Here is a 15,359-nt window from a genome sequence, read left to right on the forward strand (position 1 = left end):
AGATGTGTATAAGAGACAGATCTTCGCGAGCAGGCTCGCTCCCACTGTCTTGCTCTGTTCAATAAGCCAATGACCAGGTCATGGTGTATGTGCGGCCACGGCCCTGATAGTCATACAGATACTCCGGGCCGTAGGTCGGCGAGTAGAACAGCGCCGCACGCTGGCCCCAGACCGTGCTGTACTCCTTGTCCAGCAGGTTCTGGATGCCGGCGCTGAACGTGCCGAATTCAGTCTCCTGGCTGCCCATCAAGTCGAACGTGGTGTAACCGCTGATCTTGTGGTCGGAATCGTCTTTAAGCGTAAAGGCATGGTTACCCTGCAAGCGCACATTGCGCCCATCACCGTGCCAGCCAACAAACGCGGTGGATTTGGACAATGACGCATACCGGGCGTCACGCTTCATCCAGTCGCCTTGCGCGTCCTCTTCCTCGGAACGTACCAGATGCAAGGTGCCGCCTGCGTCCCAACCGTTATTGAAGTGACGGGTCAGCGCGCCTTCAAAGCCAAAATCACGGCTCTTCTTGTCGGTTACATCAATCGTCAGCGTGGCAGCGTCCGTGGTGATGACCTTGTCAGACCAGATGTAATAGATCGCCGCCTGCGCGTCCCAATCCACATCGGCAAAGCGCCAGCCGGTTTCGACCTGACGGCTCTTGATCCCGGCCAACGGGTTGTCTTTGACGCTCAGCCCCGCCTTGCCGTAGTACTTGGCCGGGTCCGGCAAATCAAAGCCTTCGCTGTAGTTGACCCAGGTTTGATGGCCATTCTTGAAGTCATAAATGGCGCCCAGGTTGAACAGGTTGACCGCGTAGTCGTTGCTGCCACCGGCAATGCCCTTGAACACACCGACATCGACGTCCATTTGCTGGCGCCGCGCGCCGCCAGACAGGGTCAGGGCATCGGTAAGTTTCCAGTCAAGCTGGGCGTAGGCCGAATGCCCATCAACCCGGTAACTTGGGTAGCGCGGGGACTTGCTTTGGGTGACCAGGTCCAGGCCGCCGCTTTCGGATGAAATGGCCGAATCGAACACGCTTTGTTCGGCATTGAAGCGCTCGCGGTCGAGGTCTACGCCATAGGTCAGCTTCAGGCTGTCCCATTGTTTGGCAAACAGCGCCTTGAGGCTGGTGACTTCGAAGTTCTGCTGCGAAGCGGCGAAGTACACGCCCTTGGAACCCTGCGGTTTACCGGCGTTGTAGTACGGGAACGGATAGAAATTGTTGTCTTCCTTGCGGTACGAGCCCTGCAAGTAGAAGTCCTGGCCCAGCAGGTCGGCGTGGTGATAGTTGGCGTTGAACAGCAGGCGCTTGGAACGCGGCTCCAGGTCGGTGTCGTAGCCGCTGCGGATTTCGGCGTCTTCGAGATTGGACGGTGCTTTGTCGTGCAGGTTGGGGAAGTAAATCCCGACGCTGCCGTTGTTCCCCGAATCATAGTACTGGGCCAGCAAGTCCAGGTCCTGTACGTCATCGAGCTTGATTGCCAGGCTGCCCATCAGGTCCAGGGTGCGGTTGTATTGCAGGTCGGTCTGGGTGTTGTCGATAAATACCTGATCGCCTTTACCATCGTAAAAGGCTTCGTTCTGTTCACCGGAAATCCCCAGGCGGCCATAGACCCGATCAGTGCCCCCGCTGACGGATTGTGAAATGCGGCTGGAGAGGTCGTCGCTGTTGTTGAAACCGCTGGTGGCGGACAGCTCTGTTTCGAATTGCGCGGGGCCGGGGGTGCCCTTTTTGGTCACGATATTGATGATCCCGCCTGTGGCGCCACCACCGTACAGCGCGCTGGCGCCGGACAGCACTTCGATCCGCTCTACGTTGAACGGCGAGATGCTGTCGAACTGGCGCGACAGCCCTCGCGAGCTGTTCTGGCTGACGCCGTCGATCATCACCAGCACGTTGCGCCCGCGCATGTTCTGGCCGTAGTTGCTGCGCCCTTCGGGCGCCAGGTCGAGCCCCGGCACCAGTTTGCCGATGGCTTCCTTGAGGGTGACACCAGTGTCCAGTTGCTCCTGCAACTGCACCTGGTCGACCACCCACACGGTGCCCGGGATTTCACTGATGGAGGTGCTGGTACGGGCGCCGACGCTGACTTCCAGGGCCTTGAGTTGCAGGCTCTGAGCGGGGGCTTGAGGTTTACCCAAGATGACGGTGCGGGCATCGCTGAATTGCCAGACCAGACCGCTGTCTTTGAGTAGCGATTGCAGGGCCTGTTCAACACTCATCTCCCCCCGCAGCGCCTGGCTGTGCAAGCCGGCGACTTCGGCTGAGGTAAACAGCAGGTGCAAATCGGCTTGATCGGCAAACTGGGTGAGCGCCTGATCGAGGTCCTGGGCCCTGACGTCCACGCTGACCTGGCGGGTGTGCTGGGACGTGCCGGGCGTGGCCGCAGTTGTGGTCTGGGCACTGGCTTGCAGCGGGCCTCCCAGGCTGGCCAGCAAGGCTGTGGCTACGAATACCTGGCGCAGTCGCTGTTCGTTTAGGTGTGCGCCACGCGGCTTCTTGACGTGCTCGACCATTGCGTTTTTGATCCTTGTTCGAGGTTTTTTATATCGCGAATGGGAACGGATTCGTTCCTGGTCTTACTACGACGATATGCCCGACAGGATCTTGCAGTGCCTGTGCGAAATTATTTTCAGTGCACCCACGCCACAAAGGGCAAGTAGGTGATGTTGAGGCCGTAACGCTGTTCCAGGGTATGCAGCAGGTTCTGTGGATCGTTGAGGTCGAACACGCCGCTGATCTGCATGGCGCCGAGTGTTGCATCGGGCAGCACGATACGGCCGTATTGATAGCGCTCCAGTTCGGCGAGTACGTCCTGCAGGGGTTTGCGGTTGAAGATCAGCTTGCCGCGGTGCCAGGCGGTGAGGGCATTGGCATCAACCTGCTGGCGCTCGGCGACAGCCTGGCCTGGTTGATACAGTGCCTGCTGGTTGGGTTGCAGATCCAGGGTTTGCGTTTGGTGCTGCACTTGCACCGCGCCCGAGGCGACCAGTACACGGGTCTGAACTGCATCGCGGCGCACGCTGAAGGCCCCGTTTTTAGCCGCCACCCGGTCTTGCCCGGCCTGGACGATAAAGGGGCGCGACGGGTCATCGGCCAACTCGAACAGGGCTTCGCCCTTGCGCAAGATGACGCTACGTTGATTGCCCGTGAAGTCGACCGACAACGCCGTGGCGCTGTTCAACGTGACACGCGTGCCATCGCTCAACAGCCATTGCTGGCGCTGACCGACCCCGGTGTGATGAGTGTCGGACCAGCTTGGTACATAGTCCGTAGCGCCATACCCGAGTACGGCCAGTACCAACCCCGCCGCCAGCCCGTTGGCCCAGCGATAAGCCCGGCGGCGCGGTCTTGCGCGATGTTGCTCGGCGCTGGCGGTCAGACCGATATCCGCCCATAGCGCTTCGGCCTCTTGGGCCGCGGTTTTGTGCGCCGGGCTCAACTGTTGCCAGCGCTGATAGTCCAGGCGCTGGCGTGCGCTGGCTTCGCCCGAGTGCAGCAGGGTCTGCCAGTCGATGGCCTGATCGTCGAGATCGTCAGGGGAGGGCGTTGAAGGCATCACGGCACGCTCAGGCATGGTTGTCTTTTAGCCAGTCACGGCAGTGGCGCAAGGCCTGGCCAATGTATTTTGCCACCATACTTGGCGACACGCCCAGTTCGACGGCGATCTGGGCTTGGGTCATGCCGTCGATGCGACTCAGCAGTAACGCCTGGCGGGCATTGGGCGACAGTTGTTGCAGCGCCTCATCCAGAATGCCGATGCGCTCGGTGGCCAGCAGCAGACCTTCGGGCGGCAGCCCCGGATCAGCGATTTGCAGTGAAGGCGGTTCGCCGCTCAGGTTGCGTGTCTGGCGCTGATCCACGCGCAAGGCATCGATGGCCAGGTTGCCCGCCACCTTGAAAATAAAGTGCCGGTCATTAAGTACCGTGACCGCCTCGGGGTCGATTTTTGCCAGCTTGATCCAGGTTTCCTGCGCCACATCCGCTGCCCGATGCCGGTCACGCAGGCGCCGGGTCAGGAACGACAACAGATCGTCGTAGTGCTCCTGAAAACTGGCCAGCAGGCTGGAGGGTGAAGGCGAGGGCATGGAGCAGGGCTCAGGCGTTAATGAGAAGCCGTATCATTAACGATTGAACCCGATGGCGCAACGACTCTTGCTGGGATGAGCATTGAGTTATAGCGGTCGACAAGTCTTGTGGGAGTGTGGCTTGCCCGCGATGGCATCAATGCGGTCTGGCAGGACGACCGCGCCGCTTGAGTCGAGAGCAGGCCCGCTCCCACAGTTTTCTGCGGACGCGACAAAACCTGCGCAGGTGCACATCGGGTTTGATTGGGTAGGGGGGAAAACGCGGTTCCCTTGAACAAGGGAACGCATTCAGGTGCCACAAATAATGGCGGAGAACGGGGGATTCGAACCCCCGACACCCTTTTGAGGTGTACTCCCTTAGCAGGGGAGCGCCTTCGGCCACTCGGCCAGCTCTCCGCGAAACGCCGCGTATAGTAACCAGCCTTTCGTCAGTTGCCCATAGAAAATTTAACCTGATCTGCGTTTTGCGCAGAAAAGCTCAAAAAACAGGCGTGCGATCGCTCACCGGGTTCTCGGTGGGAGGCAAAATGCTGTTGGTTACAGGGTTTTGACGCGATTCCCTTGAGCAAGGGAAAAAGAATGGTGCACCAGGCGGGATTCGAACCCACGACCCCTGCCTTCGGAGGGCAGTACTCTATCCAGCTGAGCTACTGGTGCGACGCGGCCGCCATCATACTCATCTGCGTGTCAGTCGTCCATGCCGCTGATTCGTGAGGTGTTTCCTTACGCGTTATGGGCTATTAATGGGGGCCGGGCGATAAAACGGTGAAGTCTGGCAGCTTGTTCTTTTTTTCGAACAGGCTATTGTCCTTTACCCCCTTTATCCCTAGGATTCGTTTGAGATTTCAAACGCTCTTGTCTGGGTGCTGAATCGCACGGCATGTTCTTTGTGCGTCATTTAGATACTTTGGCAGTGAATGACTTCCTGACGGCAGCCTTCCACGGCGCCTTTCTACTTTAATAATTCGCTCCGCGCCTGCGCGGTGCTGTTAAGGAAAGCCCACATGCAGCTCAAAGACGCACAGTTGTTCCGCCAGCAAGCCTATATCGATGGTGCCTGGGTTGATGCGGACGGTGGCCAGACCATCAAGGTCAACAACCCGGCTACCGGTGAAATCATCGGCACAGTGCCAAAGATGGGCGCGGTTGAAACCCGTCGTGCCATTGAAGCCGCAGACAAAGCGTTGCCAGCCTGGCGTGCCCTGACCGCCAAAGAGCGTGCAACCAAGCTGCGTCGCTGGTTTGAGCTGCTGATCGAAAACCAGGACGACCTCGGCCGCCTGATGACCCTGGAGCAGGGCAAGCCACTGGCCGAAGCCAAGGGCGAAATCGTTTACGCTGCTTCGTTTATCGAGTGGTTTGCTGAAGAAGCCAAGCGTATTTATGGCGACGTTATCCCGGGCCACCAGCCGGACAAACGTCTGATCGTGATCAAACAACCGATCGGCGTGACCGCTGCCATTACCCCGTGGAACTTCCCGGCAGCCATGATCACCCGTAAAGCCGGCCCGGCCCTGGCCGCCGGTTGCACCATGGTGATCAAGCCAGCTTCGCAAACCCCGTTCTCGGCCCTGGCCCTGGTTGAGCTGGCGCACCGTGCCGGCATCCCTAAAGGCGTGTTGAGCGTTGTAACCGGCAGTGCCGGCGATATCGGCGGCGAGCTGACCAGCAACCCGATCGTGCGCAAGCTGTCCTTCACCGGCTCGACCGAAATCGGTCGCCAGTTGATGGCCGAATGCGCCAAGGACATCAAGAAAGTGTCGCTGGAGCTGGGCGGCAACGCACCTTTTATCGTGTTCGACGATGCGGACCTGGATAAAGCCGTAGAAGGCGCGATCATCTCCAAATACCGCAACAACGGTCAGACCTGCGTATGCGCCAACCGCCTGTACATTCAGGACTCGGTCTACGACGCATTCGCAGAAAAACTGAAAGTAGCGGTGGCCAAGCTCAAGATCGGCAATGGTCTGGACGAAGGCACCACCACAGGCCCCCTGATCGATGACAAGGCCGTGGCCAAGGTCAAGGAGCACATCGCTGACGCACTGAGCAAGGGCGCGACCCTGCTGACCGGCGGCAACAGCCTGGAAGGCAGCTTCTTCGAGCCGACCATTTTGGTGAACGTGCCGAAAAACGCCGCTGTGGCGAAGGAAGAAACCTTCGGCCCGCTGGCGCCGCTGTTCCGCTTCAAGGACGAAGCCGAAGTGATCGCGATGGCCAACGATACGGAGTTCGGCCTGGCATCGTACTTCTATGCCCGCGACCTGAGCCGTGTATTCCGTGTGGCTGAAGCGCTGGAGTACGGCATGGTGGGCGTCAACACCGGCCTGATCTCCAACGAAGTCGCGCCTTTCGGCGGGATCAAGGCTTCTGGCCTGGGCCGTGAAGGCTCCAAGTACGGCATCGAAGACTACCTGGAAATCAAATATCTCTGCCTGGGCATCTAACCCGGCGGGTGGTTCAAGCAGAGGGGGCACGAGAGCGATGCTTCCCCTGCGTTTCAAACTGTTAATTTTTGTGGCCGGGAGCGCCATGCCAGTCGATCATCGCATGCTGGCATGGGTGTCTGCCTGGCGCGTCAGCCTTGAACCACGCCGCTTGATCAGCGGCGAATGAGGAACACCATGAGCAACAAGACCAACGCATCCCTGATGAAACGCCGTGAAGCCGCTGTTCCGCGCGGTGTTGGCCAGATCCACCCGATTTTCGCCGAATCGGCGATTAACGCCACCGTTACCGACGTTGAAGGCCGCGAGTTCATCGACTTCGCCGGCGGTATCGCGGTACTGAACACCGGTCACCTGCACCCGAAAATCATTGCCGCCGTGCAAGAACAACTGACCAAGCTGACCCACACCTGCTTCCAGGTACTGGCTTACGAGCCTTACGTCGAGCTGTGCGAAAAGATCAACGCCAAGGTCCCGGGCAATTTCGACAAGAAAACCCTGTTGGTCACCACCGGTTCCGAAGCCGTTGAAAACGCCGTGAAAATCGCCCGTGCCGCAACTGGCCGTGCCGGCGTGATCGCCTTCACTGGCGCATACCATGGCCGTACCATGATGACCCTGGGCCTGACCGGGAAAGTCGTACCGTACTCGGCAGGTATGGGGCTGATGCCAGGCGGTATCTTCCGCGCGCTGTACCCGTGCGAACTGCATGGCGTGAGCGTGGATGACTCCATCGCCAGCATCGAGCGCATTTTCAAGAACGACGCCGAGCCTAAAGACATCGCTGCCATCATCATCGAGCCGGTACAGGGCGAAGGTGGTTTCTATGTGGCGCCGAAAGCGTTCATGGCCCGTCTGCGCGAGCTGTGCGACAAGCACGGCATCCTGCTGATCGCGGACGAAGTGCAAACCGGCGCTGGCCGTACCGGCACGTTCTTCGCCATGGAACAGATGGGCGTAACGGCCGACCTGACCACCTTCGCCAAGTCCATCGCTGGCGGCTTCCCGCTGGCCGGTGTGTGCGGCAAGGCCGAGTACATGGACGCCATCGCTCCAGGCGGTCTGGGCGGCACCTATGCCGGTAGCCCGATTGCTTGCGCAGCAGCGCTGGCGGTACTGGATGTGTTTGAAGAAGAGCACCTGCTGGACCGTTGCAAGGAAGTCGGCGAGCGCCTGGTAACCGGCCTCAAGGCTATCCAGGCCAAGCACCCGGTGATCGGTGATGTGCGTGCGTTGGGCGCGATGATCGCGGTCGAGCTGTTCGAAGGCGGCGATTCGCACAAGCCAAATCCGACGGCAGTGGCACAAGTGGTTGCCAAGGCTCGCGACAAGGGTCTGATCCTGCTGTCGTGCGGCACTTACGGCAACGTCCTGCGCGTACTGGTACCGCTGACCTCGCCTAACGAGCAATTGGACAAAGGTCTGGCCATCATCGAGGAGTGCTTCGCTGAACTGGCGTGAGCTGCGCACCTGATGGTGTGACCTGATAGACAAAAAAACCGCTTCGGCGGTTTTTTTGCGTCTGAAGCGTCTATTTGGGTGTTTTGGCCTGTATCCGCGTGCGCCCTTTGACTAAGGTGCCTGTATCGCACGGGGAGCAAACTGGATGACGGTTGTAGATTTAATGGCAGCACCCACTGTATTGATTGCCGAGGCCGATCCCTGGACCCGGGATTTGCTCAAGCAAGTGGTGCTGACGGTACGTTGCGACGCTCAACTGGATGTCTGTGGCGACGGTCAGCAGGCGCTTGCGCAGTTGGGCAGGAAAACTTATGGCCTGGTGATTGCTGACCGTGAGCTGCCGGGTGTAGGTGGTCTGGATCTGTTGCGCACTGTGCGCCAACGCCGCGCGGTTGCAGCGCAGCCATTTATTTTGTTGAGTGCACGCAATGACAGCGCCAGTGTGCGCGAAGCCTTGCCGCTGGCGCCAACGGCTTATCTGACCACACCCTTGGATATTGCCGGCCTGACCAGGCGCCTCAAGAGCCTGCTGCTCTCGGCGGGGCAAGAGATTTCGTGTGACGTACCGGCACTGGCGCCAGGCATGACCCTCAAGCGTTTTCTGGAGCAGCGCCGCGCGTCTTCCGATGGCGCGCCGCTAAGAGTGGATGCGCAATCGGCGCTCAAGGGCAGCCTCACGCCTGAAGGGGTGGACCTGGCACGGCTTGAGCAGCAAGTACGCACCGATCCACAAATTACGGCGGTGCTGATTGCGGCCGCCAACAGTGCGGCGCAGCACCTTGTGAGCCCGGCCCAGACCCTTGCGCAAGCCATGCAGCGGCTGGGGCCTGCGCAAAGCGTGAACCTGGTCCAGGGGCTTACTCTCAAGTACAGCGCGCAGTTGAGCGATCCTTGCCTGGCGGACTACGCCGAGCGTTACTGGGCGTTGTCCCAGCGCGCGGCAGACTATGGCCGCACATTGGCAGGCATGTTGAATCTGGATCAGGAGCGTTGTTTCTGCGCCGGGTTGTTGCACTGCCTGGGTGATCTGGCCTTGGTGCGTTGCTTGCAGGAGTGGCGCCAGGCGGGTGGGGAGCTGGATACCCAGGCTATTGATGCCTCTCTGGCCGAGTTTGGCGCAGCCTATGGTTCAGCCTTGCGCACGCGCTGGCGATTGCCGCTGGAGCTGCGGGAGTTGATTGCGGCGATGTATCACCTGGGTGGCGGGGTGTACTCGCGAGAAGCGCTGGTGATGAACCTGGCGGCGCAAGTGGCCAATCTGGAGTCGGAAGAGGGGATTGCCGAGGTGGCCGGCGGGAAGACGGCGCGCTTGTTGCGGGTGGGTATGTCGCAGCTTTCGCAGTTGATCAAGAGCCCCTCACCCTCTCCCGGAGGGAGAGGGGACTAAAGGCAAAAGCGGATTTTCGTCACATTGAAGATCAGCACCCTCTCCCTCCGGGAGAGGGTGAGGGCGCTTGCTCTTAAACCGCTGCAGGGCGCAGCGAGTAGGTCTTGAGCTGGTGGGCAAAGTCGCGCAGCGACTGGATCCCGCTGGCTTCTGCCTCGTGAACCCATTCCTTGATCGCCGCCAGCATGTCGTGACCGTTGGTGCTGGTTTTGACCCAGATCTGTTGCAGGGCCAGCCGCTTCTCGTAAATCACTTTCAGTGAGTGGCTATGCTCCAGCATCTTTTCAATACGCTGATGGTGGCGGTCTTCAAGCAGGCTGGTTTCGCGCGACAGCAGACGCTTGGCGCGGCGGAACTGATGACGCACCGAATGATCGACCTTGGCCAGCTCTTGCTGCACCAGCGGTGCAATCACCAGCTTGCGGTACTGCGCCATGATCTGGAAACGGTTGTTGAGGATCGCCATGGCGGTGTCCATATCCAGATTGCCCTTGCCTTCCACTCGGTGGGCGATAGGCGCAACACGCTGAACCTTGGCCAGGCGCAAAAAGCTGAAGACCTTGATCCAGGCCCAACCCAGGTCGAACTCCCACTTCTTGACCGACATCTTGGCCGAGTTGGGGTAGGTGTGGTGGTTGTTGTGCAGCTCTTCACCGCCAATGATGATGCCCCAAGGCACCAGATTGGTGGCTGCGTCGCGGCATTCGAAGTTGCGATAACCCACCGCGTGACCCAAACCGTTGACCACACCTGCCGCCCACACCGGGATCCACATCATCTGGATGGCCCAGATAGTCAGGCCGATAGCACCGAACAGCAACAGGTCGATGACCAGCATGAGCGCCACGCCGAGCATTTTGTAACGCGAATAAAGATTTCGCTCAATCCAGTCTTCAGGGCAGTTTTTGCCATAAATACGCAATGTTTCAGGATTTTGCGCTTCTTCACGATACAGCTCTGCACCTTTTCGCAAAACGGTCGATAACCCTTTGATAACCGGGCTGTGCGGGTCATCGACGGTTTCGCATTTGGCGTGGTGCTTGCGGTGGATGGCTGTCCACTCACGGGTATTCTGCGCGGTGGTCAGCCACAGCCAGAAGCGGAAAAAGTGTTTCAGGCCACCATTGAGCTCAAGCGAGCGGTGGGCTGAGTAGCGGTGTAGATAAACCGTGACACCGATAATGGTCACGTGGGTCATCAACAGAGTGACTGCCACCAGTTGCCAGGCTGACAAGTCGAGAAAACCGTTGTACCACATAGGCTGTTTGGCCCTCGGGAAGATGAAAAAAACTGCAACACGCATTATCACCATGCAGCCAGATAAAACCAGTCGGCCTTTCAGATAAGAGTGCCCGGATGTTTCTTACACTATAATTCCCACTTTTTTGTAGGCGCATTAACTTTCTTATGTCTGTTTCTTCTCGCGATGCCTTGCGTACGGCCCTGTTATACGGGCTGCTAGCGGTTTTCTGGCTGCTGGTGACTGATCATTTATTGAACAGTTATTTCGATGATTCAGCACAGTTGGTGCGGTGGCAGCAGGTAAATGGCTATGTTTTTGCCCTGTTCAGCGCCGTACTGATTTTTTTCGCCCGGGCCCGTTTGTTCGATTTTTTGGGGATGAACCCCGGTCTGAAGCGCCAGCTTCAGGATAGGGAGCGCTTGCGTCAGGCAGCGGTGGTGTTTGACTGCACCCGTGAAGGGGTGCTGGTCAGCGACAGCCGCGGGGTGATCGTTCACGTCAACCGTGCCTTGGTTGAAATAACCGGCTACCCGGCCGAAGAGGTGCTTGGCCGACGCCCGAACATGTTCAAGTCGGGTCGCCACGGCCCCGCGTTTTATCAGGCAATGTTCAAGACGATCGATGAGCGCGGCGAGTGGCACGGCGAAATCTGGAACCGGCGCAAAAGCGGCGAGGTCTACCCGCAGTGGCAGACCGTGCGCTCGATTACCGATGACAAGGGCCAGGTCAGTCACTATGTCGCGGTTTTTTCGGATATCTCCGCGATCAAGAACTCCCAGACCGAACTCGCACGTCTGGTTCACCATGATCCCCTGACTGACCTGCCCAACCGTCTGCTGTTCACCGACCGCACCGAGCAGGCGCTGGCTTCTGCGCAACGCCACCAGACCGGCTGTGCTCTGCTGATGATCGACCTCGATCACTTCAAGATCATCAATGACAGCCTGGGCCACAACGTCGGTGACCTGCTGCTCAAGGCGGTGGCCGAGCGTTTGCTCAGGGTGTTCGGCAAAGGCTTTACCGTGGCCCGGCTGGGCGGTGATGAGTTCGCCGTGCTGGTCGACAGCTGTGAGCATGCGAGCCAGGCCGCCGGGCTTGCGCAGCAGGTGCTGGAGGTCATGAAAGGCCCGTTCGATGTCGACAGGCATCAACTCTTTATCAGCGCCAGCGTCGGCATCAGCGTGTTCCCCGGCGATGCTCTGAACGCCGAGCAATTGCTGCGCAATGCCGACTCGGCTTTGTTCAAGGCCAAAAGTTCGGGACGCGAGGGTTATGCCTTGTACACCGAGGAGCTGACGGCCCATGCCCAATACCGGGTTGAGGTGGCCAGCGATCTGCGCCGCGCCCTGGAGCAGCACGAGCTGCGCGTGTACTACCAGCCGGTGCACAACCTTAAAACCAGCCGCCTGATTGGCGTTGAAGCACTGGTGCGCTGGGAGCACCCGCTGCGAGGGCTGTTGTCACCGGGTGAGTTTATCCCGATCGCGGAACGTACCGGGTTGATCGCCGAGATTGACGCCTGGGTGCTGGAACAAGCCTGTTGGCAGATGGTTCAGTGGCAGGCTGCAGGTGTGGAACTGTCGTTTGTGGCGGTGAATATTTCCAGCCGACTGTTTGCCCGTCCCGAGCTGTTTTCGCTGGTTTCAACGGTACTGGCAGACACCGGGCTGGATCCGGCCTTGCTGGAGCTTGAAGTGACCGAAAGTGCGGTGATGGACAACTCGCAAGTGGCCCTGGAGCAGATGCATCGTCTGCGGGTGCTGGGTTTGCGCCTGGCCATCGATGATTTCGGCACCGGTTTTTCATCTTTGCTGCGACTCAAGCGCCTGCCTGTGCAGAAGCTGAAAATCGATCAGGGCTTTGTCGCCGGCTTGCCTGGGGACAATGATGATGTGGCGATCGTGCGAGCGGTTATCGCACTGGGTCAAAGCATGGGCCTGGAGGTGCATGCCGAAGGGATAGAGCAGGTTGAGCAGGCGCAGTTCCTGCTCGACCTTGACTGCAACCTGGGCCAGGGCTACTGGTTTGGGCGTCCGATGCCTGCCAAGGATCTGGACTGGCAGCGGGCGCCGGCAATTCGCCCCTGAACCGGGCTTAGTCCTTTTCTGGCGGCAGGGTCGGCAGCGCGCGCAGTGCGGCTTCGTACCACTCAGTGTTAAAGGCGCGATCTTCTTCGAGGATCGCGTCAATCTCCACGGCCAACACATGGGCCATCATCTGCAGAATATCGTCGCGCTCGTAGCCGACCAGGGTCAGTTTGTTGAACGTGGCTTTGGCAGCAGGCGGGTTGTCGCTTTCAATCTGGTTTTCAATCGCCTGAATCAGGGTGGATTCGGCGAACTCTTCTTCTTCGTTGTCGATATCGGTTGGCTCGCTCATGGGCAGGCTCCTTGGGTAAAGGTTGGCAGTCTAACGGTATTCAGGATGCTGATGCTGCTAGCCAGCCTGATGGCGAAGCTCTATAACAGCTGCTGCCAACCCCAACACGGCCTGGAGGCTTTGTAATGCTCAAGCTTTATGGATTCGCAGTCAGCAACTACTACAACATGGTCAAGCTGGCGCTGCTGGAAAAGGGCGTGCCCTTTGAAGAAGTGCCGTTTTTCGCGGGCAAGACCCCTGAGGCGCTGGCCATCAGCCCCCGCGGCAAAGTCCCGGCACTGGGCGTTGAACAAGGGTTTATCAACGAAACCAGCGTGATCCTGGAATATATCGAGCAAACCCAATCGGGCCTCAGGCTGCTACCAGTGGATCCGTTTGAGCGTGCGCAGGTGTTGGCACTGGCCAAGGAAATCGAGCTGTATATCGAGTTGCCTGCCCGCGCCTGTTACCCCGAGGCGTTTTTCGGCATGCAAGTGCCCGACGCGATCAAGGAAAAGGCCCGCACCGAGCTGCTCGACGGTATCGCCTCCCTGGGCCGTCACGGCAAGTTCGCGCCTTATGTCGCGGGCGAGACCCTGAGCGTGGCGGATATCTACTTCGCCTTCAGCGTTGATCTGGCCTGTGGCGTCGCACACAAGGTGTTTGGTCTCGACCTGCTGGCCGACATGCCGGGGGCCAAGGCATTGCTGGAGCGTCTGCAGCAAAACCCGCACGTGCAGAAAATCGCCGCGGACAAGGACGCCGCCATGCCGCAGTTTCTGGCGTGGATCAGCAGCAAGAAATAACCAGTACACAGGGTGTCGCCCCCTATTGTGGGAGCGAGCCTGCTCGCGAAGGTCTCAAGAACATCGCGTTTATCCAGCAAAACGCGTTATCCATAACACCTTTCGCCAGCAGGCTCGCTCCCACAGGGGCGCCGCTTTGAGGTTTAACGGCTGGCCAGCAGCGCCTTGCCGCGAACTACTGCCGCTTTCACCTGCGCCGGCGCAGTGCCGCCGATGTGATCACGGGCATTGACCGAACCTTCAAGGGTCAGTACGGCAAACACATCGTCTTCGATCTGATCGCTGAACTGACGCAGTTCTTCGAGGCTCATTTCCGCCAGGTCCTTGCCGGTTTCAACGCCGTACTTCACAGCGTGGCCGACGATTTCGTGGCAGTCACGGAACGGCAGGCCACGGCGCACCAGGTAGTCGGCCAGATCGGTCGCGGTGGAGAAACCACGCAGCGCCGCTTCACGCATGATCGCGTGCTTGGGCTTGATCGCCGGGATCATGTCGGCAAAGGCGCGCAGCGAGTCGCGCAAGGTGTCGGCGGCGTCGAACAGGGGTTCCTTGTCTTCCTGGTTATCCTTGTTGTAGGCCAATGGCTGGCCTTTCATCAGGGTCAGCAGGCCCATCAGCGCACCGAATACACGGCCGCTTTTGCCACGTACCAATTCCGGCACGTCGGGGTTTTTCTTTTGCGGCATGATCGAGCTGCCGGTGCAGAAGCGGTCGGGCAGGTCGATAAACTGGAATTGCGCGCTGGTCCATAGCACCAGCTCTTCGGAGAAGCGCGACAAGTGCATCATCGCGATGCTGGCGGCGGCGCAGAATTCGATGGCGAAATCGCGATCGGAGACGTTGTCCAGCGAGTTGCCGCCCACGGCGTCAAAGCCCAGCAGTTGTGCGGTGAATTCGCGGTCGATCGGGTAGGTGGTGCCCGCCAGTGCGGCGCTGCCCAGAGGCATGCGGTTGGTGCGCTTGCGGCAGTCGACCAGGCGCTCGTAATCGCGGCTGAGCATCTCGAACCAGGCCAGCATATGGTGACCAAATGTTACCGGCTGTGCGGTCTGCAGGTGGGTAAAGCCGGGCATGATGGTCTCGGCTTCACGCTCTGCCTGTTCCAGCAGGCCTTTTTGCAGGCGGGTGATCTCGGCCAGGATCAGATCGATTTCGTCACGTAGCCACAGGCGGATATCGGTCGCAACCTGGTCATTACGGCTACGGCCGGTGTGCAGTTTTTTGCCGGTCACGCCGATGCGGTCGGTCAGACGCGCCTCGATGTTCATGTGCACGTCTTCCAGGTCGATGCGCCAGTCAAACGTACCGGCTTCGATTTCGCTCTGGATGGTTTTGAGGCCGTCGATGATGCTGTCGCGTTCGGCATCGGTCAGCACGCCGACCTTGGCCAGCATCGTGGCGTGAGCCACGGAGCCCATGATGTCATGGCGATAAAGGCGCTGGTCGAAAGTGACGGAGGCGGTGAAACGCGCAACGAAGGCGTCGACGGGTTCACTGAAGCGGCCGCCCCAGGACTGATTGGTCTTGTCGGTGCTCATGGATTCGCTCGTAATCGGCTGAGGGGAGTTACACA

Annotated in this window: 11 protein-coding genes and 2 tRNA genes; 5 read left to right on the top strand and 8 right to left on the bottom strand. The window is 59.4% G+C overall.

Translation table 11 applies throughout. The features are described from left to right. Positions 1-58: 58 nt before the first annotated feature. From QN377_RS10510 to QN377_RS10530, 5 genes are all read right to left on the bottom strand, one after another. Positions 59-2,512, bottom strand: coding sequence for a TonB-dependent siderophore receptor (locus tag QN377_RS10510; RefSeq protein WP_254925226.1), 2,454 nt, complete (start codon positions 2,510-2,512; stop codon positions 59-61). Positions 2,513-2,628: 116 nt separating this feature from the next. Then, the gene (locus tag QN377_RS10515; RefSeq protein ID WP_322213932.1) at positions 2,629-3,573 is read right to left on the bottom strand and encodes a FecR family protein; all 945 of its coding nucleotides are present in this window, start codon (positions 3,571-3,573) and stop codon (positions 2,629-2,631) included. After that, positions 3,566-4,084 carry an RNA polymerase sigma factor gene (locus QN377_RS10520; RefSeq protein ID WP_095017812.1) on the bottom strand — a complete coding sequence of 173 codons (519 nt, stop codon included), beginning with the start codon at positions 4,082-4,084 and terminating at the stop codon, positions 3,566-3,568. Before QN377_RS10520 ends, QN377_RS10515 begins: the two co-directional genes overlap by 8 nt. A gap of 305 nt (positions 4,085-4,389) precedes the next feature. Next, positions 4,390-4,480 (bottom strand) — tRNA-Ser (locus QN377_RS10525). Between the two features lie 184 nt (positions 4,481-4,664). After that, positions 4,665-4,741: transfer RNA gene (locus QN377_RS10530), tRNA-Arg, on the bottom strand. A 347-nt stretch (positions 4,742-5,088) separates the two neighbouring features. Between QN377_RS10530 and gabD the strand changes: the two genes are divergently transcribed. The 3 genes from gabD to QN377_RS10545 all read left to right on the top strand — a co-directional run bounded on the left by gabD (position 5,089) and on the right by QN377_RS10545 (position 9,379). Further along, positions 5,089-6,531: an NADP-dependent succinate-semialdehyde dehydrogenase gene (gene gabD, locus QN377_RS10535; protein ID WP_095000664.1), complete on the top strand. Its 1,443-nt coding sequence runs from the start codon at positions 5,089-5,091 to the stop codon at positions 6,529-6,531. A 177-nt stretch (positions 6,532-6,708) separates the two neighbouring features. After that, a complete protein-coding gene (gabT, locus tag QN377_RS10540; RefSeq protein WP_095000665.1) occupies positions 6,709-7,992 on the top strand; it encodes a 4-aminobutyrate--2-oxoglutarate transaminase in 1,284 nt (427 codons plus the stop codon). A gap of 145 nt (positions 7,993-8,137) precedes the next feature. After that, positions 8,138-9,379: an HDOD domain-containing protein gene (locus QN377_RS10545; protein WP_095031433.1), complete on the top strand. Its 1,242-nt coding sequence runs from the start codon at positions 8,138-8,140 to the stop codon at positions 9,377-9,379. 73 nt (positions 9,380-9,452) lie between these two features. Here the strand turns inward: QN377_RS10545 and desA are convergent, their stop codons facing one another. Next, entirely contained in the window at positions 9,453-10,637 is a 1,185-nt protein-coding gene (gene desA, locus QN377_RS10550; RefSeq protein WP_165446538.1) for a delta-9 fatty acid desaturase DesA, read from the bottom strand. Positions 10,638-10,786: 149 nt separating this feature from the next. Between desA and dibA the strand changes: the two genes are divergently transcribed. Continuing rightward, positions 10,787-12,709 (top strand): phosphodiesterase DibA, encoded by a 1,923-nt coding sequence (gene dibA / locus QN377_RS10555; protein WP_095017810.1) that lies wholly within the window; start codon positions 10,787-10,789, stop codon positions 12,707-12,709. A gap of 7 nt (positions 12,710-12,716) precedes the next feature. Here dibA and QN377_RS10560 read toward each other — a convergent pair whose 3' ends face one another. After that, positions 12,717-13,001, bottom strand: a complete 285-nt coding sequence (locus tag QN377_RS10560) for a hypothetical protein (protein WP_016782995.1) — start codon at positions 12,999-13,001, stop codon at positions 12,717-12,719. 125 nt (positions 13,002-13,126) lie between these two features. Between QN377_RS10560 and QN377_RS10565 the strand changes: the two genes are divergently transcribed. Beyond that, positions 13,127-13,786 (top strand): glutathione S-transferase family protein, encoded by a 660-nt coding sequence (locus QN377_RS10565; protein ID WP_095000669.1) that lies wholly within the window; start codon positions 13,127-13,129, stop codon positions 13,784-13,786. A 143-nt stretch (positions 13,787-13,929) separates the two neighbouring features. Here the strand turns inward: QN377_RS10565 and argH are convergent, their stop codons facing one another. Then, positions 13,930-15,324 (bottom strand): argininosuccinate lyase, encoded by a 1,395-nt coding sequence (gene argH, locus QN377_RS10570; RefSeq protein WP_095000670.1) that lies wholly within the window; start codon positions 15,322-15,324, stop codon positions 13,930-13,932. Positions 15,325-15,359 lie beyond the last annotated feature (35 nt).

The organism is Pseudomonas sp. CCC4.1, from assembly GCF_035019225.1.
Classification (GTDB): domain Bacteria; phylum Pseudomonadota; class Gammaproteobacteria; order Pseudomonadales; family Pseudomonadaceae; genus Aquipseudomonas; species Aquipseudomonas bubulae.

What these genes read in the sequence shown, in the direction of transcription:
- QN377_RS10510 (WP_254925226.1), bottom strand. Translation starts at nt 2,512, where the DNA reads ATGGTCGAGCACGTCAAGAAGCCGCGTGGCGCACACCTAAACGAACAG.
- QN377_RS10515 (WP_322213932.1), bottom strand. Translation starts at nt 3,573, where the DNA reads ATGCCTGAGCGTGCCGTGATGCCTTCAACGCCCTCCCCTGACGATCTC.
- QN377_RS10520 (WP_095017812.1), bottom strand. Translation starts at nt 4,084, where the DNA reads ATGCCCTCGCCTTCACCCTCCAGCCTGCTGGCCAGTTTTCAGGAGCAC.
- gabD (WP_095000664.1), top strand. Translation starts at nt 5,089, where the DNA reads ATGCAGCTCAAAGACGCACAGTTGTTCCGCCAGCAAGCCTATATCGAT.
- gabT (WP_095000665.1), top strand. Translation starts at nt 6,709, where the DNA reads ATGAGCAACAAGACCAACGCATCCCTGATGAAACGCCGTGAAGCCGCT.
- QN377_RS10545 (WP_095031433.1), top strand. Translation starts at nt 8,138, where the DNA reads ATGACGGTTGTAGATTTAATGGCAGCACCCACTGTATTGATTGCCGAG.
- desA (WP_165446538.1), bottom strand. Translation starts at nt 10,637, where the DNA reads ATGTGGTACAACGGTTTTCTCGACTTGTCAGCCTGGCAACTGGTGGCA.
- dibA (WP_095017810.1), top strand. Translation starts at nt 10,787, where the DNA reads ATGTCTGTTTCTTCTCGCGATGCCTTGCGTACGGCCCTGTTATACGGG.
- QN377_RS10560 (WP_016782995.1), bottom strand. Translation starts at nt 13,001, where the DNA reads ATGAGCGAGCCAACCGATATCGACAACGAAGAAGAAGAGTTCGCCGAA.
- QN377_RS10565 (WP_095000669.1), top strand. Translation starts at nt 13,127, where the DNA reads ATGCTCAAGCTTTATGGATTCGCAGTCAGCAACTACTACAACATGGTC.
- argH (WP_095000670.1), bottom strand. Translation starts at nt 15,324, where the DNA reads ATGAGCACCGACAAGACCAATCAGTCCTGGGGCGGCCGCTTCAGTGAA.